Origin of the sequence: Paenibacillus sp. SAFN-117 (assembly GCF_051966115.1) — a bacterium.
In the GTDB taxonomy this organism is placed as follows: domain Bacteria; phylum Bacillota; class Bacilli; order Paenibacillales; family NBRC-103111; genus Paenibacillus_L; species Paenibacillus_L residui.
In genome coordinates this window covers 87,556-104,769 of record NZ_JBQCLK010000017.1, presented here as the reverse complement: position 1 = coordinate 104,769, position 17,214 = coordinate 87,556, and the positions used below count along the sequence as shown (strand labels likewise).

General features: G+C 50.4%; 16 protein-coding genes. 5 read left to right on the top strand and 11 right to left on the bottom strand.

All coding sequences use genetic code 11. From position 1 onward, the window contains the following. Positions 1-3: 3 nt before the first annotated feature. The 3 genes from ACTHRH_RS13055 to ACTHRH_RS13045 form a co-directional block, all read right to left on the bottom strand. A complete protein-coding gene (locus ACTHRH_RS13055; RefSeq protein WP_150959731.1) occupies positions 4-927 on the bottom strand; it encodes a response regulator transcription factor in 924 nt (307 codons plus the stop codon). A 288-nt stretch (positions 928-1,215) separates the two neighbouring features. Further along, positions 1,216-1,599 carry an Asp23/Gls24 family envelope stress response protein gene (locus ACTHRH_RS13050; RefSeq protein ID WP_144933579.1) on the bottom strand — a complete coding sequence of 128 codons (384 nt, stop codon included), beginning with the start codon at positions 1,597-1,599 and terminating at the stop codon, positions 1,216-1,218. Between the two features lie 27 nt (positions 1,600-1,626). Further along, the gene (locus ACTHRH_RS13045) at positions 1,627-2,412 is read right to left on the bottom strand and encodes an SDR family oxidoreductase (RefSeq protein WP_440415884.1); all 786 of its coding nucleotides are present in this window, start codon (positions 2,410-2,412) and stop codon (positions 1,627-1,629) included. 192 nt (positions 2,413-2,604) lie between these two features. Here ACTHRH_RS13045 and cax point away from each other — a divergent pair, with 192 nt between their 5' ends. Beyond that, the gene (gene cax / locus ACTHRH_RS13040) at positions 2,605-3,666 is read left to right on the top strand and encodes a calcium/proton exchanger (protein ID WP_440415882.1); all 1,062 of its coding nucleotides are present in this window, start codon (positions 2,605-2,607) and stop codon (positions 3,664-3,666) included. A gap of 105 nt (positions 3,667-3,771) precedes the next feature. Here cax and ACTHRH_RS13035 read toward each other — a convergent pair whose 3' ends face one another. The 5 genes from ACTHRH_RS13035 to ACTHRH_RS13015 form a co-directional block, all read right to left on the bottom strand. After that, entirely contained in the window at positions 3,772-4,059 is a 288-nt protein-coding gene (locus ACTHRH_RS13035) for a YlaN family protein (RefSeq protein ID WP_144933581.1), read from the bottom strand. A gap of 266 nt (positions 4,060-4,325) precedes the next feature. Continuing rightward, complete coding sequence (locus tag ACTHRH_RS13030) at positions 4,326-4,574, bottom strand: HPr family phosphocarrier protein (protein ID WP_144933582.1); 249 nt, start codon at positions 4,572-4,574, stop codon at positions 4,326-4,328. A 111-nt stretch (positions 4,575-4,685) separates the two neighbouring features. Then, positions 4,686-5,801, bottom strand: coding sequence for an aminopeptidase (locus ACTHRH_RS13025; RefSeq protein WP_440415879.1), 1,116 nt, complete (start codon positions 5,799-5,801; stop codon positions 4,686-4,688). A gap of 13 nt (positions 5,802-5,814) precedes the next feature. Next, positions 5,815-6,504 carry a TVP38/TMEM64 family protein gene (locus tag ACTHRH_RS13020; RefSeq protein ID WP_379285420.1) on the bottom strand — a complete coding sequence of 230 codons (690 nt, stop codon included), beginning with the start codon at positions 6,502-6,504 and terminating at the stop codon, positions 5,815-5,817. Positions 6,505-6,660: 156 nt separating this feature from the next. After that, positions 6,661-7,353, bottom strand: coding sequence for a hypothetical protein (locus ACTHRH_RS13015; protein WP_144933585.1), 693 nt, complete (start codon positions 7,351-7,353; stop codon positions 6,661-6,663). Between the two features lie 519 nt (positions 7,354-7,872). Here ACTHRH_RS13015 and rpsD point away from each other — a divergent pair. Beyond that, on the top strand, positions 7,873-8,475 hold the full coding sequence (gene rpsD, locus ACTHRH_RS13010; RefSeq protein WP_144933586.1) for a 30S ribosomal protein S4: 603 nt from the start codon (positions 7,873-7,875) through the stop codon (positions 8,473-8,475). Between the two features lie 613 nt (positions 8,476-9,088). Then, on the top strand, positions 9,089-12,148 hold the full coding sequence (locus tag ACTHRH_RS13005; RefSeq protein WP_379285425.1) for a transglycosylase domain-containing protein: 3,060 nt from the start codon (positions 9,089-9,091) through the stop codon (positions 12,146-12,148). Between the two features lie 134 nt (positions 12,149-12,282). Here the strand turns inward: ACTHRH_RS13005 and ACTHRH_RS13000 are convergent, their stop codons facing one another. The 3 genes from ACTHRH_RS13000 to ACTHRH_RS12990 are packed head-to-tail and all read right to left on the bottom strand — an operon-like array spanning position 12,283 to position 15,490. After that, positions 12,283-13,284: an ABC transporter permease gene (locus ACTHRH_RS13000; RefSeq protein WP_225312633.1), complete on the bottom strand. Its 1,002-nt coding sequence runs from the start codon at positions 13,282-13,284 to the stop codon at positions 12,283-12,285. A gap of 37 nt (positions 13,285-13,321) precedes the next feature. After that, positions 13,322-14,323: an ABC transporter ATP-binding protein gene (locus ACTHRH_RS12995; protein WP_144933589.1), complete on the bottom strand. Its 1,002-nt coding sequence runs from the start codon at positions 14,321-14,323 to the stop codon at positions 13,322-13,324. A gap of 3 nt (positions 14,324-14,326) precedes the next feature. Continuing rightward, positions 14,327-15,490, bottom strand: coding sequence for a COG1470 family protein (locus ACTHRH_RS12990; protein WP_144933590.1), 1,164 nt, complete (start codon positions 15,488-15,490; stop codon positions 14,327-14,329). A gap of 247 nt (positions 15,491-15,737) precedes the next feature. On the opposite strand from ACTHRH_RS12990, the gene ACTHRH_RS12985 reads away from it, so the two are divergent. Together ACTHRH_RS12985 and ACTHRH_RS12980 are read left to right on the top strand one after the other, a co-directional pair. Further along, a complete protein-coding gene (locus tag ACTHRH_RS12985; protein WP_186328217.1) occupies positions 15,738-16,322 on the top strand; it encodes an RNA polymerase sigma factor in 585 nt (194 codons plus the stop codon). Continuing rightward, positions 16,312-17,058 (top strand): anti-sigma factor, encoded by a 747-nt coding sequence (locus tag ACTHRH_RS12980; RefSeq protein WP_144933592.1) that lies wholly within the window; start codon positions 16,312-16,314, stop codon positions 17,056-17,058. Before ACTHRH_RS12985 ends, ACTHRH_RS12980 begins: the two co-directional genes overlap by 11 nt. Positions 17,059-17,214: the final 156 nt, after the last annotated feature.

Here is a 17,214-nt window from a genome sequence, read left to right as displayed (position 1 = left end):
GGCTCACTCCTTCCGCACAGGAGAAAGAGACAAACCGCTTTTCTTATATTCCGTTGGAGAAATACCGGCATAGTCCCGGAACATGGCCGCGAAGTAGCGATAGCTTGGAATCCCGACATCGTAGGCCACCTCATACACCCGCAGAGAAGATGTTCTAAGCAGATACGCGGCGCGTTCCATTCTTTTGCTGGTGATATAGCTCTGAAACGATATGCCTGTCTCCTCTTTGAATAACCGGCTGAAATAATGGGGACTCAAACGGACATGCTCAGCCACTACGCTCAAGGTAAGCGGACGATGCAAATTCTCTTTAATGTAATTTATAGCATCTTCAACTTCTTTACGAATAGAAGCTTTAGATCCGGAAATATCGTAACCTGCAGCCCATTCAGGCAGTTCCTTACGAATGAAATCCAGCATTTGCCCACGGTTTCGGCGGGCAAGCATCCATCCTTCTGTGGATTCAGCATCGTCTTCCAGTCGGGAAGAATCCGCTTTCATTCCTGATTGAAGTTTCGTCTGTACAAACGATTTCTCGCGAAGGTACGCTTCTTTCGCATACATTAAAGCGTTCAACAGTTCCGAGGGGTCCATCGTCACTTTCAATAAATATTCTACCGCCCCAAGCCGAAGCGCCTCACGGGCATATTCAAAATCCGAATGACAGGTCAGCAGAATGACTTGGGTTACCGGAAGCTCTTCTTTAAGAATCCGAAAAAAAGCCAGTCCATCCATAACGGGCATAGTGATATCCGTTATAACGATGTCCGGTTTCAATCTGCGGCATAAGCTGAGCGCCTCCTGCCCATTTTCCGCCTCGCCCATAAGCTCAAAGCCATGCTCTATCCATGGAAATAAGCGAAGTTCTTGACGCAGAGGCAGCTCATCGTCAACTACCATTACATTAAGAGAATGATTATCGGCCATAAATGTCTTCCTCCCTCTTCATGGCATACCCTCCTTACTTCCTGCGGACCAGATTGAAATCCTATTTTCTACCTTTTTTAGATAAAATCGGGTTATAATGTATAAATCCTTTATGCGTATTCAAATTTTACTCCAGTAAATTTGTCTCCGTCAAGATTTATTTCTATCTGTGAACATGTTTCTCAAACAGAAAAGATGGACATAGGGCCATGCTTCCCGGATGCGCCGCACATCAAAAAGGGACGGCTTGCGCCGCCCCTGACTTATATGCTATGTAACATTACCGGCTTACTTCACCCGGTTCGGTTCCTCGCTCTCTTCTTCCTTCTCTCTGAAAGCGACCCCTTCTACCTTAACATTCACTTCCACTACATGCAGCCCGGTCATGTTCTCAACCGAGTCACGCACATTCTGCTGCAGCTCGCGGCAGACTACCTGAATTTGGGAGCCGTAATGAACGATAACCCTTAAGTCGATGGCCGCTTCCAATTCCCCTACTTCTACGGAAACTCCTCTTTGCAGGTTTTTACCGCTCAGTCTCTTGGCCCATCCTTCCGAAATACCGCCGGACATACCCGCGATTCCGGGAGTATCCAGAGCAGCCAACCCCGCAATTGTAGCTACGACATCATTAGAAATACGAATGTTACCTGTACGGTCCAGTTCAGTCATACCGCTCACTCCTTGCCTTTTTATTCATTATAATGATTTCACCATTCCCCCGTCAACGAAGAACGAGGAACCCGTCATATAACTGTTTCGCGGGGATAACAGGAAGGCGGCCAAATCGGCCAATTCTTCAGGACGCCCGTATCGGCCCAGCGGAATATCCCGAACCATTTCCTCCTGAATTTCTTCGATGGACCTTTGCTCGCGTGCCGCTCTCGCACCATCAAGCTCCGTTAACCGATCCGTCGCTATCCTTCCGGGACAAACCGTATTCAGCAGGATCCCGTCTGCCGCCAGTTCGATGGACAAAGTCTTCATCAAACCGGCCACTCCGGCGCGAAACGTATTGGAAAGCACCAAGCCGGGGATCGGAACCTTGACCGAGCTTGAGGCAATCGTAACGATTCTGCCCCCACGCTCTTTCATATGCGGGTAGAAGCCTCTAACTAATCTAACTACACTCATCAAATTCGTCTGAAAAGCCTTCTCCCAATCCTCATCCGTCATGGATAAGAAGCTTCCTCCGGGAGGACCTCCCGCATTACAGACAAGCGCGTCTATCGTGCCGCAGCAAGCGGCGGATTTCTCTATAAACCCGGCCACTGATTCCGGGTCGTCAACGTTGACCGCGAACCCATGCGCTTCGATTCCGTAGCGGGAAGCAAGCTCCTCTGCCACGCCGGCAATCTTCTTCTCATCCCTGCTTCCTAGGATCACCTTGGCTCCTTCCTCGGCCAGCTTGGAGGCTACGGCTAGCCCAAGTCCCTTGCTGGAAGCCGTTATAACCGCTGTCTTGCCCTTCAATTGCAAATCCATTTCCCATCTCTCCTTATGTAACTATTGATACGGTCCCGGGGAACCTGCTCCTTCAAGATTTGTAGCTATATTAGCTTCCGCCCCATTCTATTGGGATTAATCATAGGAAGCAATAAAAAATAACAGCTTGCTGTCACCTATTGCATCAGAATTCAATAATTTGGAATGCTAAGACAGAAGAGGTGATCTGATTTGAACAACCGCTTGATGTTTATTTGCCTCATTGCCACCTTTGTTATCAGCGGAATTACACATTATGCAGGGATGAACAACACAGTACAATTTATAGCCTCCTGCGTTGCTATATTGTTCGTTGCCGGATTTCTCGGCAAAGCTACCGAGAATGTGGCGCATTATGCCGGTGAGCGTATCGGAGGCTTTCTTAACGCTACTTTTGGCAATGCCGCAGAATTAATTATCTCCATCATTCTAATCAAAGAAGCGGCTAATGGCAATCCGCAATTATTCGATATGGTCAAGGCAAGCATAACCGGCTCTATTATCGGAAATATGCTGCTTGTCCTGGGTTTAAGCCTACTGCTGGGAGGTATCAAATACAAGACCCAGAGCTTCAATCCCGTCCTGGCCACTTATAATGCCTCGCTCATGCAGCTTTCGGTTGTCGCTCTGTTCATTCCCGCCATGTTCGCCTACTCGCTAAACGATCGCGAGACGGAGCAGCTCAGTCTGACGGTTGCAGCTATACTCATAGTTTGTTATTTGCTGTGGCTTTATTTCTCGATGGTGACCCATAAGGATCAAGTGACAGAAGTAAAAGGGGCGAACGGAAAAGCGGAATGGTCCAGAGGATTGTCTATTATATTCTTGATTGCAGCGACCGTCATGGTTGCCTTCGTCAGTGAATGGCTGGTCGGGACGCTGGAGGAGATTTCACATCGTTTTGGTCTATCGGAGCTATTTATTGGTGCGTTCGTCATTGCGATCATCGGCAATGCCGCAGAGCATTCCGCTGCCGTTATGCTGGCGCTGAAGAATAAAATCGGGGCTTCGGTGGAAATTGCTATTGGAAGCAGCCTGCAAATTGCTTTATTCGTAGCCCCGGTGCTTGTCTTCATCAGCTTTTTTATGGGGGAGCCGATGAATATCGTCTTTACCCTTCATGAGCTGCTTGCCATTGCAGTGGCCGTCATCATTGCCGTAGCGATTTCCAGAGACGGAAGCACCAGTTGGTACGAGGGTGTTCTGCTGATTGCCGTCTACCTGATTCTGGGGATTGCCTTCTTCCTGCTATAAAATACAGGCTTGAACCGTTCGAAGCAGCTTAAGCATTGGCGCAAAACTGTCCTTGATCCCCTTGCCGGATCAATCCAAAATAAAAGAGTAACCGCAGCAAACGAGTTACTCCTTAGCGTTCAAAGCTTCATACAGCTGAGCCAGATTCCGTTCCAGTTCGCTCAACAGCTGTTTACCCATCGCTTCGCTGACCAGACCGGCACGAATGGCGAAGTCGACCTCCCGGGAAAGCCCATACATTTGGGTATCCAGTACTTCTTCGTACAGAGGGCATTTACGGGTCGTTAAATTTTCCATTTGCACTTCAATTAATTTCTGTATCTTCAAGGCGTCTTCCTGGAGAAGCTGGAAGGCCCGCTGGTTTAAACTCAACATCATTTCGGATGAAGACATTAAACTTCCCCCTTGTAGTAGAATAACAACTTGCTAATTCCGTTGTTCTCATATATAGCGGCCCTGTTATTCTTCTGCAGATAGATGCGAAGAATCGATAAAGCTCCTAAGCACTATATTAGACGAAAACATAACAAGTTACAAGAGATTCAGCGCCTTCTTAAGTCATGCATCCCCGAACAAAATATTCCTTCCGCTCTACAGCCTGCCTGCCTATGAAAAAAAGTATTCCCCGGTTCAGGGAATACTTTTGGCACGGACGAACCTTATTCTTCGGCTATTTGAACCGCAAGGTTATGCTTTGCGAATACTTCCTGCATACTCTTCAAGGCTTCGTCCGCATCGGGACCATGTACATGAAGCGTATATTTTCCCGAAGAGGTCAGGGTAGTAAACAGACCTAATATACTTTTAACGTCGATGTATTTGTTCTCATATTGCAGAACGATGGAAGAGCGAAACTTGTTAGCCGTCTGGGAAATATCGACGACAGCGGCATTGCTCGAATTAGCCATTGCTATCCCTCCAAATATAGTATCATCATTGCTTTCATTGTAATGATACATTGGAAACAAGTAGGGTGCAAGGTTCTTTTTTACTCATTTAAAAACGTTTTCATCAGGCGGTCATTTCAGATTTTCCGGATTAAGCCCTTCGAGCTCCTTGATGACAAACCTTCCGTCCTTGCGAATAAGCACATCATCGAAATAAATTTCCCCTCCGCCGTATTCCGGCCGCTGGATAAGCACAATATCCCAATGGATGGAGGAACGATTTCCGTTATCCGCTTCCTTATAAGCCTGGCCGGGGGTAAAATGAAGGCTTCCCGCGATTTTCTCGTCAAACAGGGTATCCTTCATCGGATGAAGTATGTAGGGATTGAAGCCCAGGCTGAACTCGCCAATGTATCTGGCTCCCTCATCCGTATCCAATATATCGTTAATTTTGCGGGTATCGCTGCTTGTCGCCTCTACAATCCGGCCATTCTCGAAGACAAAACGGATATTCTCGAAGGTCGTTCCTTGATAAACCGACGGAGTGTTATAGCTGATAACACCGTTGACCGAATCATGGACCGGTGCTGTATACAGTTCTCCGTCAGGAATGTTGCGGTGCCCGGAGCACTTGACGGAAGGAATGCCCTTGATCGAGAAAGTCAGATCCGTACCGGGAGCAACGATCCTGACCTTGTCGGTCCGGTCCATGAGCTTCTGCAGCGGGTCCATCGCCCGGTCCATTTTCGAATAATCCAGATTGCAGACGTTGAAATAGAAATTTTCGAAGGCCTCGGTGCTCGTATTCGCCAACTGAGCCATGGATTCGTTGGGATAACGCAAGACGACCCAGCGCGTATGCTTCACCCGCTGCTCCAGATGAACCTGCTTCCGGTAGTACCGGTCATATAGCTTCATCTTGTCATCGGGAACATCGGCCAGCTCGTTCACATTCTCTCCGGAGCGGATGGCGACATAGCACTGCATCTCCGACATACGTTTCAGATCCATCTGTCCCCACAGCTCCATCTGTTCCTGTGTGGCGGACATTAGTAGAGACCTGAGCACCCGTCTGTCATTCAGCTCCACGAACGGAAACCCTCCACTTTTGTAAACCTCTTCGATCAGGCAGTTTACAATCTCTCTTTCAGAGCCCTGCATATCGATCAGTACCTTGTCCCCGGGCTGCACCTGCATGGAATAGTTCACCAAATTGCGGGCCAGCGTCTGTAATCGTGGGTCTCTCATTCATCATTCCTCCTTAAGTTGCCGATTTATGAGCTATCCTCTTTTTAAGCCAGCCGCCAATAATCAGCAGGATTACAAAAATCCCTACCAATATAAGCAGTCTTCCCTTATTCTGCCGGAAATGCATGACATCGTGGCCTATATAGCTTTCCAGCAGGATCATCGGCAATTTGCCGACAATTGTCGCCGCCAGGAAATGGCTGGCCTTGACTCCCATCGCTCCCGCTCCGATGTTAATCAAAGTGGAGGGAACGACAGGAAGAAGACGCCCGATGAAGATGTAAAAGTATCCGTTGCTTTCCAGCCGCTTGTTGAAGGCCGCTGCCGCCGGATACTTCTCCAGTCTGTCCAGAACCTTCTGCTGTCCTACGGACCGGGCGAACCAGAAGGTAAGCGCCGCTCCGACAATGGACATGACATAATTGATGACAAATCCCCACCATAATCCGAAAATAAGGACATTGGCGCCCGCGATCAGCACGAACGGGACAACGGGAATGATCGTTTGCAGCAGCACAGCGAGCATCCCGAATATAAACGCCCATGCCCCGAAGGAAAGGATATACTGCGACAACTGCTCTACGGTAATTTCCGGCAGCTTGCCCCTCCAATACGGATAGCTTAACAACAGGACGAGCGCCAGTATAATAACGGCGATAAGGGTATATTTGATCCAACCGGCAGGCTTCGTTGTTTTTTTCAATGGGGGAACTCCTCTCGCAGCTTCCTTATCATTGTATCATGTTAGATTACGGAGGAAAATCCATTCCGCCCGAATCCATTCGGCTTCTTCTACCCGTTTTCCTAAACAGGATCAAGACAAATTTAATCGGCCGCGCTCTCCAGCCGAACTTAAGCATCAGTCAAGAGGCGTGCTGAAAATATAATGCGACCGCACGGTCTCCTCCTGTCCGGCCCCTTGTGCCGAATAGTTTAGACGGGTCTTAACCTCCAACTCCTTGGCCCGTTGGCTCGGAAGATCAATCCAGATCCGGCAGTTGCCCTGGGCGGACAGCGATGATGATAATTGCTCCAGTCTGGCCTTCTCTTCCTGGATGCGTCCGGCAATTTCCTTATCCAATTGTGCCGCTTTCTCTACCCCTATCACCTGACGGTATTGAGCGGACCGGCCGGCCTGCTGTTCTATAATCTCAGCGAGACGCTTCTCCCATTGCTGACGAATCAATCGGGTCCATTGCTCGGCATCCGTCTCTACCACAAGAGCCGGCCCCCTTCCTGTCGCCATTTCCAAGCGCACGTTCTTGCGTGCTTTGCCCAGCCCGTCAATAAGGTCCACAGGGTCTAACGCGCGTCCTCCCCCCTGCGCGTTCACTGCAAGACGACCGCTGCCGTCGGCGGATTGAGAGAAGGTGCTTACGGCTACCGACATCCCCGCTATTTGGACCTCGGACCTTCCCTCATAGGCAAGCCCTGCGAGCCCCTCCATATTCGCCAGCACATTATCAAGCAGAGCCTCCGGCTCCGGGGTCGCCCAGTTGCTGCATGACGCCAGCATCGCCGCCAGACACCATAAAATTAGAATATGCCCCATTCGTTTCATCAATGAAATGCGCAAGGAGATTCATGACCCGAACGAATTCTTTGTATCTACGTATAGACTGGCTTACCCAGCCTTCAGGCCATGCTTCCCGGCTCCCTCCTTTAGTTGTATTGATGACTTTAGGGTTCTCCCCTGCGAGTCAGTTTATGCCGTGCGTGGCATTCTCTGAGTTTATGAGATCGGAGCCGTCATATCCTGGTTTCTAGTCGATTGGACTCTTAATCTGAAACACTTAATAATAGCACTTGACATAGAATTGCCAATTCCTATAGAATTAGAAGTTGAGTGGATGTTGTCCTCTCTTCGTACCGACAGATTCAAGTTATGAACACCCTCACTGGTTTTGTTGCTGACAGGACAGCGGCTGAACTTTTCGTGTCAGAGCGGCCGGCTTAAGCCCCGCGACAAACAAAGCCAGGCATAACGTCAATCTGTAGACCGGACGATCCAACAACTAGACTTTGATTTTTGATGAATAATTTAATTAACATTAAAGGAGCAATCTAATACATGGCACGTTACACAGGTCCTAAGTTTAAATTGAGCCGCCGTCTTGGCATCTCCCTTAGCGGCACAGGCAAGGAATTAAGCAAGCGTCCTTTTCCTCCGGGACAGCATGGTCCGGGAATGAGAAGAAAGATCAGCGGTTACGGAATGCAGCTTCAAGAGAAGCAGAAGCTTCGTCACATGTACGGACTGAGCGAGAAGCAATTCCGCAATCTGTTCGATAAAGCTACCAAGATGAAGGGGATTTCCGGTGAGAACTTCATGATCCTGCTGGAAAGCCGTCTGGATAACCTGGTTTATCGTCTTGGATTCGCCAATTCCCGTGCAGGCGCACGTCAATTGGTATCCCACGGCCACATCACAGTTGACGGCAAGAAAGTCGACATTCCTTCCTACATGGTGAGCGTAGGTCAAGTCATCGGCCTTCGTGAAAGAAGCCGCGGCCTCTCCTCCATCAAGGGAGCTCTCGAGAACCGCAACCATGTTCCTGCTTACCTCGAATTCAACGAGCAGGCTCTGGAAGGTAAATACATCCGTTTGCCTGAGCGTTCCGAGCTGTCCCAGGACGTTGACGAGAAGCAAATCGTCGAGTTCTACAGCCGTTAATCACTTGAATCCACAATCCCGGACACATGTCCGGGATTTTTATTTGAAATCGCGCCCGCTGCGTAAACTTGGACTCAAATATATGCTAAACCTGCACGGTTTTGGTTTTAACGGACCCTGGAGACCTTATTTGCTCCAGAAGGGCCTTTCTGTAAATTTTAATGGACTCGGATGACCTTATTCTAAGAAATGCTTGCGAAAGTATGAGAATTCCAAGCAATAAGAGCATCTGTGTCCGTCTAAAAAAATCGCCTATTTAGACGAAATAGAGTCTCCCAGGTCCGTTACATTTTCGCTGTTAGACTTTCCACAGCCTCCTCGTGTCCGTAACATTTTCATGGATACTATACAAAGTATTAGACCTTACCGCCGACACCATCATCCTTTCCACAATTCAACGACTGCTGGATGTCGACCGGACTCGAATGTCCCCCTGCGGAATACCGCTGCCGATTACATTCTTCCCTCCCTCCCCTGCCTTTGGGATTTAGCCTCTAATCGACAATTTGTATCGGTCTCACTGCACTTTTCGTGCTTTTCTGCCACGATACGAACAATTATGATATAATAGTTTTGTTTATTTTACATATGGGAACGGGGTTGTTGTGCTTTTATGCTTAAGCGATTGCAATCATTCTTCAGTCATAAGGTAGTCAGAAATATAGGCCGCTATACTTGGCTAACCTTCAAATGGACCTTCATCACCATTCTGGTTTGCGGCTTTCTGGCTGCGGGCGCCATTTTTGGCTACACATCCGCCCTTGTGAAGGACGATCCTGTCCGAAGCAAGGAAGAAATATTGGCCAAGATGGAAGAAAATGCGATGACTGGCTTTGTCTATTTTAACGATGATATGGAGCTGGGACAGCTCCGGTCGGATGAAGATCGCAGAATGGCCACCTATGACGAAATCCCCAAGCTGGTCATGGAAGCATTAGTCGCTGTAGAGGATTCCAATTTTTACGAACATATGGGCTTCGATGTCAAGGGTGTCTTCCGCGCCGTCAAACAGAAAGTGTTTAACGAGCCTATCCAAACCGGAGGAAGCACTATTACCCAGCAGTTGGCCAGACGGGTGTTCCTCAGCATGGACCGCGAATTGAGCCGTAAGGTCAAGGAAATTTTGCTGTCCGTCCGAATCGAACGAATAATGACGAAGGAACAGATCATCACCGCCTATTTGAACAAAGTACCGTTCGGAACAGGGGCCAACGGGTATAACGTTCACGGCATCAAAGCGGCGGCTAAAGGAATTTTCGGCATCGATAATCTGAATGAACTGAATTTGGCTCAGTCCGCCTATTTGGCAGGCCTCCCTCAGCTCCCCAGCAGCTACTCCGCCTTCAAGGGGAACGGAGAATTTGACGAACCCGGCTTCAACCGGGCGGTCGAGCGTCAGCATTGGGTGCTGAAGCGGATGTTGGAAACGGAGAAAATTACCGAGGAGGAATATCAGGAGGCTCTGAGCTTCAACCTGCGGGACAGCTTGTCTGAGCCTCAGGAGAAAGCTTATACCACTTATCCTAACCTGATGATCGAGGTCGAGAAAAAAGCGACGGAAGCTCTCCTCTCTGTAAAGTATCCTGAAGTGCTGGAGAAGAAGGAGGAAAATAAAGAAGCGTATCAGGAAGCGTATAAAGAAACCCAGCAGGAGCTGTTCCGCGGGGGATATAAAGTTTATACGACGATCGACAAGACGTTATATGATGCCATGCAGGCGATTGCCAATGAACCGTCTCACTTCCTGCCCGATCATCCGGAGGCCGGAGTGGAGCAAATCGGCGCCATTATGATCAATAATGAGGACGGAGCGATTCTCGGTATGATCGAAGGCCGGTCAGGCTCCTTCAACCATGCTACGCAAGCTTACCGGCAGCCGGGATCGACGATGAAGCCGATCGCCGCTTACCTGCCTGCATTGGAGAAGGGAGCCATTCAGCCAGGCGGTGTCATAGATGACTCTCCCGTCGTTCTGAAGAACGGAAACAGCGGGTGGCATATTCCGGAGAACTGGAACCACCGCTTCCAAGGCTTGATTACGGCCAGAGAAGCATTGAATCAATCTTATAACATCCCGGCTATCAAGCTGTTCCTGAATGAAGTGGGAATTGAGGAAGCGTGGAATTTCGCCAGACAGCTCGGCATCACCTCCATTACGGAGGAAGATAACTACTCTCAGACCGGAGTCATCGGCGGTATGTACAAAGGAGTATCCGTAGAGGAAATGACGAACGCCTATACGGCCATTCCCAACAAAGGCGCCTTCAATGACGCCTACATGATTCGCAAGATTGAAAGTGCCGACGGCAAAATCATCTACGAGCACAAGCATGAACCGACGCAGGTGTTCTCGGAGCAGACCGCTTATTTAATGACCGACATGCTGCGTACCGTCATCACTTCCGGAACCGGGAAGAACATCAAAACGTATCTTAAAAACTACGGGAAATTCCCGATTTCCGGTAAAACCGGTTCGACGAATGAGGATGGAGATGCCTGGTTTGTCGGATATTCTCCCGATATAACCGTCGGAGTCTGGGCCGGATACAGCGAGCCCAAATATAAGCTCAGCAGCAAGAACGGAAGCACGATGCATGCCATGAAAGTATGGTCTCTTGTCATGGATGCTGCTTACGAGAAGAAGCCCGAGCTGTTCAAAACCGACAAATTCGAGCGGCCCGATGACATAGTGGAGATGACGGTCTCCAATCTGTCCGGCAAGCTGCCAAGCGATTTGACGAGAAGCACCGGACATCTGGTTACCGATCTGTTCAATCGCAAGTATGTTCCTACGGAAGTGGACGATGTTCTGGTCAAAATGAAATATATTACGTATAACGGGGTGAACTATCTGCCCAACCCGGCTACGCCGGATGACATGCTGAAGGAACAAGTGGTTATCAAGCGGCCCGAATCGATCGCTTCGATCTTGAACCGGATCAAGGAAGTCAGCTCTTCCCTGCCGGCGAACAAGCGCAAGTCGCTTAGTGCCTACATTCCTAAAGATGCCGGTATGGACGCTCCGACCGAAACCGATCCGCGTGCAGGCGACGGCAAGGCACCTGAGCCTCCGACGAATCTGGTCTTTACGCGAAGCGGCGATACAAACACACTATCCTTCGCTCCTAGTGCCAGCAGCGATGTCGTAGGCTACAGAATATACCGGACGGATGGGGTTAAATCGTTCGAACGGATGAATGGCAAGGTCGTTATCGCCGGCGAGGAAAATGTATTTAGCGGACTGCCCTATTCCTTCGGCAGCGGATATTACGTCACGGCAGTGGATGTCGAAGGAAAAGAGTCCGCTCCAAGCAGAATCGTGTTCAACGACAGCATCAATCCCGATCTGATTCTGCCCGGCGGCGATTCAGGCCAGAATAACAGCGAGGTCAAAGGAAATTCCAACGGAGGGGAAGAGCTGGGCCCCCCTTCCGGGGTTAAGGCCAAGATGAACGGAAAGGCGCTGCAAATTACCTGGAAAGGCAATAAAGCCAGCCAATATAATGTCTATTACAGCGAGAAGGAAGATGGGCCTTTCCAAAAGATAGGTTCGACGAAGGGCGATACGGAGTTTAACTATTACGCTTCCGAACTCGAAGGTTATTATCGGGTCACCGCTTCGAACGGCAGCAAAGAATCGTCTCCTTCCGCAGCGGTTCACTTCGAGTCTTAATCCATCATAGCCTGTCGGCACAGTCCGGCCAGCCTGCGCAAGACGCGCAAGACCGGCCCAAAGTAAAATCACGGCGTTTTCCCACCAGGGGAACGCCGTGATTTATTTATTGCCGCAATTATTGGCAAGCTTTATTACTTCGAGCGAATCTCCTGCCGCATGAATAAAGCATAGGCAATGCCAAAGCAAACCATCGTGGCCGCGATCAGGCCGGTCACCTGCGGCCATACCAGAAGCAGGCTCTGCCCCAGCGGCAGCGGGCTCGGAATGGCCCCTATTTGCTGTTCAGGAGTTAACAAACCGAGCGAACGGATCGAAGGAACCAGCATGGTCATTGTAGCTTCATCGAATAATTGACTTGGAGAAAGACGCATAAGAAGCTGCATAGATCGTGCATAGCTTAGAATATCGTCTATTCTCGCGCTTCCGGCCGGAGCCAAGGCCCGCCCCACAAGCTGGACAATCATATTAAAGAATACACTGAAGAAAATCCATACCGCGATGCTGCTGATGGCCGATGTTGCCGCCTGACGCAATCGGGTAGAGAATAAAATCGACAGATTCAGCCAGAAACCGACGTAAACAATCCCGATCAACATAAAGATAACGATGCGCCAGAACTCTTCCGGCGTCGGCGGAATGCCAAGAGCAAGCAGGCCTGTGCCGACCATGGTTAATCCCAGAGACATAAAGAGAATGGCAATCAAGGCAAAGCCGGCTGTAAATTTGGCAAGCAGCAAATCATCCCGGTATATCGGCTGCGAAATCATTCGTCCTAACGTGCCCTTGCTCCGCTCCGAGTTCACCGCATCGAAGCCCAGCCCGATGCCCAGAAGCGGTCCGAGGAAGCTGACGAATGTAATGAAATTGGGCAGGGTTCCGTTATGCTCGGTAAACAGCTTCAGGAACAAGAAGGACGCGTCTGCCTCCGAGCGGGCGATAGAGCGGACTTCATCCAGTGCGGCATATAAGGAGCCTATGCAGGTAAGGATCATTAGGGAAAGCAGGATGACCACCCGCCAGCTGCGAATGTGATCGCCAATTTCCTTATGCACTATGACCCAGAACGGATGCGCGGCTGAAGAATGCCCCTTGGAAGCTTGTTCTCCTTCAGGGAGGCCCCTCCCACTTTCCACGGATGATGCCTCCGTACGGAGTTGCGGCCTTCTCCATTCAAGTGCCTTGGCGTGCAGCTTTTGCTTTAAGTCCTGCCAGCTTGGAACCTTCCCTGTCATTCGAATCACTCCCTTCGAAATAGCGGTGATAAATTTCGTCCAGCCCGTACTGCTTTTTGGTTAGACCGGTGAGAGCCGCTCCTTGCTCCACAAGGGTACGGGCCACTTGCGGACTGACATCCTGCGCACAACCGAGCCGAAGCCTCCGTTCTTCTCGCTCCACCCTCAGAACATGCTCAATGCCCCGCACGGCCTCCACCATATCGTCGGTCAATGCATCCGCTTCTACTTCAATTAGCAGCGGTTCACCCGCGAACAGCTCTCGGGACAAGCTCTCTACCGTTCCCTCAGCAATTAATCGCCCCTGTACGAACAAACCGACACGGTCACAAATTTGCTGCACTTGATGAAGATGATGCGAAGACAGCAGCACGGTCAATCCTTCATCACGGCTGAGCGTGCGGATTAAATCCAGAAATTCCCTGACACCCTCGGGGTCGATTCCCAAGGTCGGCTCATCCAATATAATGATCTCCGGCTGCTTGATCAGAACGTCCGCCAGCCCGAGCCTCTGCCTCATTCCTCGCGAGAAGGTTCCCGCCTTCTGCCGCTTGGCATGACTAAGGCCGACCCGTTCCAGAAGGCTATCCGCCCGGACGGCGGCTTCCGCGGCGGAAACTCTGTTCAGCCTGGCGGTATAAATTAAATTTTCCCTTGCGGAAAGATCATCATAGAACCCCACATCGTCCGGCAAATAGCCGACTCTCTTCTTGACCATCATCGGCTGCCGGGTTGAGTTGAAGCCGCATACCTTCACCGTGCCCGAGGTTGGCTCCGACAAACCGATCATCATCAATATCGTTGTCGATTTGCCCGCCCCGTTCGGGCCGAGAAGCCCAAATATTTCTCCTTTGTTAATGGACAGGTTCAACTGGTTAACCGCTGTTTTCTCACCGTATTTCTTCGTCAAATCCACCAGTTCGATAATGGCTTCACTCATCGGCTACCGCCTCCCGTAAGTGCGGAACAAATAATAAATCCCCGCAATAACCGCAGCGATAATCAGCACCCCTATCCATCCCCAGAGCACGGAGGCTTTAACGGCTACACGGAAACTCGCATCCGAGGATGCCTCCGGAGCGGTTACCTTCATGTTGGTGACATAGTCCCCGGCAACAGCTTTCTTGTCGGCCTTGAGCTCGGCCGTTACGGTAGTGGACTGCCCCGCCTCCAATTTCGTAATCGTCTTGGGCTCGAACGTCACTTCCCAATTCACCGGCGCTTGGGCGCTGAGCTGCAGATCCGTTAAATCCGCCGTCCCTTCGTTGGTTACCTTGAGCTCGAGCTTTCTGCTGCTGCCGGCCGTCACTTCAGTGCTTAACAACCCGCTTTCCGTACTCAAGCTCACTTTATAAGTGCCGGTAATGACGACTTCCATCTCGGATTTGGCCTCCGTATTGCCGTTAGCCGCCGAAATCGGAATTTTATAGCTTCCCTCCTGCACGTTGGCCGGCGGTTTTACTTCAACGGTTAAAGACTTGGACTCCCCGGGCTCGACCGTTACCGATGTCACGCTCTTGCCATCCGCGTTAAATTGCACATTCCACCCGCGCGGCGCTTGGGTAGTAAGAGCGTAATCCTGTTTCTCCGCTGTACGGTTTCTTAAAGTGTAACTGAAGCTGAACGAAGACTCGGCGTGCCCCTCCATATTAGGCTGCTCTGTAGTCAGCTCTGTCTGGTAGGTTCCCTGCTCGGACACGCGGACGGTCAACGGCAAGCTGGCGAGGCCATCCGCCGTCAGGACGAACTGATAGTCCCCTTTATCAATTTGCAGCGGAACATTCAGCTCCATATTGACCTGCTGGGAATCGTTAGGCTTCACCGAGATTTGCCCGATCTTCCAGCCTCCGGAGGTCAATCCGTATTCCCAGCCTGCGCCGTTATCCTCCAGACGCAGCGCGACATTCTGCACACTGCCGCTGTCATTGATGACATCGATGGTGTACTTGATCGTCGTTCCCGGAGTTACCGAAATATCCGTATAGGGAGTATACAGCGTCACCCCTCCCGCCGCCGACAGCTCTCCGGCACCGAAGCCCAGACAAACTACCGCCGCCATTAAGATAATGCTGACCCAACGCATCTTCCTCATACAACTATAAAGCATGAAATCTTCCCCCTTTATTCTTGTATCAATCTTCCTACGAATGAACTTCGCAATCGGATTTATGAAAAGAAGATAAAAATTTCATTAAAAGGAGCTTAAAATCCAATCAAGCTCTTCCCCTTCCGCGTCATTTTTGCTACATAAATAATTAAGGACGCTGTTTGGAAAGAAATGCCGTGCTTTTATTGAAAACGGTTACGATATGTCCTTCAGAACGATTAAACATGGCGACGGAAAGGTGATTAACGTGTCTTTGTCCAATGAAGAGGCTCATCTTCTGCTGAAGGAAATGAGTAAAGGTTCTATTGAGGCCTTTGAACTTTTCTATGAAAGCTACGTTCCGCTAATCTACCAGATCGCTCTGAAAATAACGGGAAACCGGATGGATGCGGAGGATGTATGTCAAGATTTGTTTCTGGAAATTGTGAACAAAGCGGAGCAATACGACCCCGAGCGAGGCAGTATGGAGGCATGGCTCGCCGTCAGGACCAAGAGCCGATGCCTGGATCGTATTCGCCGCAATCAGCGGGGAATCGCAGCGGAAAGCTCCTCTCCCTGGTTTCCGGCGGAGCGGTCGGCCGAGGAATACGTCATTCGCAAATGGCAGATGGAATCGCTTCATAAAGCTATAAGGCAGGTTCCTGAAGCTCAGAGGGCCGCTGTGATCGGAATGTACTTTCATGAACAAAGTCAAAAACAGCTTGCCGCTGCTATGCAGAAGCCTCACGGAACAGTCAAATCGCTGATTCGCTACGGTGTTGCCAGCCTGCGTAAGCAATTGACAAAAATGGGCTGGCTGGAGCCGCCGGGAGGTGTCGGGGATGGAAAATAAACGAGGGAAAAACTGTGTAGAAGAAGAGCTTATGGTAGATTTACTGCAAGGAAGGCAGGATGAGCAGACCGGACGGGAAGCCCTGCAGCATATTCATTCCTGCGAAAGCTGCCGCAAGCTGTATAACGAGTGGTTCTCCTTGCTGCAGCCTTCCGGAGCGAAACAGCCGCGTTCCATAACCAAGACGAGAATCAAGCGAAGATTGCGTTGGCACTGGTTTGTAGGCATGGTGCGCTCCAATCTCCTTCGCAAGAGATGGGGTGCGGGAATGTTGGCGGCGGTTGCGGTCATTCTGCTGTATATCGGCATCTTCCGGCCGCATTCGGACCCATGGCTGCAGAACCGGGATATGCCTGCCACTCTGCCTGAGCTGAAGCTTGTCTCCCATCCGGGAACTATTCTCTATTATGTGCCATTGGCCGCCCAAGACGCTGTGACCGGATATGTCTGGATCAACTCGGAGTCCGGAGAGATGTTCATCCAGGTGGAGGGCTTGCCTCCCCTGCCGGAGCACGACTACCAGGTGTGGATCGTCAAGGCGGACGATCGCCGTAACGGCGGCCTGCTCCAGTTGGCTAACGGAAGGGCCTCCTTATACTATACGGCGCGAACAAATCAGGTTCGTGAAGCCGAGGGGATCTGGATCAGCATTGAACCCAAGGGAGGAAGCCTCCAGCCGAGCGGTCCTGATCGTGTCCTGGTCAATCTTAGGGAGAACCGATCCTCCCCCCGCTAATCCGGTTTAATTGCGCGAGCTTAAAGGCGCCATTTTTCCAATTGCTTAATGGGTAGGAAACAACCGGGAAGGCTTTCCTTCCGGTCTAAGTACAAGCAAAGCACCCCATGGATCATTATCCGTGGGGTGCTTTTGTTTAAGCCGAAGCCAGCGTGC

Bases quoted from the DNA above. Each gene is read 5' to 3' on its own strand.
- ACTHRH_RS13055 (WP_150959731.1), bottom strand. From the start codon at position 927: ATGGCCGATAATCATTCTCTTAATGTAATGGTAGTTGACGATGAGCTG.
- ACTHRH_RS13050 (WP_144933579.1), bottom strand. From the start codon at position 1,599: ATGACTGAACTGGACCGTACAGGTAACATTCGTATTTCTAATGATGTC.
- ACTHRH_RS13045 (WP_440415884.1), bottom strand. From the start codon at position 2,412: ATGGATTTGCAATTGAAGGGCAAGACAGCGGTTATAACGGCTTCCAGC.
- ACTHRH_RS13035 (WP_144933581.1), bottom strand. From the start codon at position 4,059: ATGTCTTCATCCGAAATGATGTTGAGTTTAAACCAGCGGGCCTTCCAG.
- ACTHRH_RS13030 (WP_144933582.1), bottom strand. From the start codon at position 4,574: ATGGCTAATTCGAGCAATGCCGCTGTCGTCGATATTTCCCAGACGGCT.
- ACTHRH_RS13025 (WP_440415879.1), bottom strand. From the start codon at position 5,801: ATGAGAGACCCACGATTACAGACGCTGGCCCGCAATTTGGTGAACTAT.
- ACTHRH_RS13015 (WP_144933585.1), bottom strand. From the start codon at position 7,353: ATGGGGCATATTCTAATTTTATGGTGTCTGGCGGCGATGCTGGCGTCA.
- rpsD (WP_144933586.1), top strand. From the start codon at position 7,873: ATGGCACGTTACACAGGTCCTAAGTTTAAATTGAGCCGCCGTCTTGGC.
- ACTHRH_RS13005 (WP_379285425.1), top strand. From the start codon at position 9,089: ATGCTTAAGCGATTGCAATCATTCTTCAGTCATAAGGTAGTCAGAAAT.
- ACTHRH_RS12995 (WP_144933589.1), bottom strand. From the start codon at position 14,323: ATGAGTGAAGCCATTATCGAACTGGTGGATTTGACGAAGAAATACGGT.
- ACTHRH_RS12990 (WP_144933590.1), bottom strand. From the start codon at position 15,490: ATGCTTTATAGTTGTATGAGGAAGATGCGTTGGGTCAGCATTATCTTA.
- ACTHRH_RS12980 (WP_144933592.1), top strand. From the start codon at position 16,312: ATGGAAAATAAACGAGGGAAAAACTGTGTAGAAGAAGAGCTTATGGTA.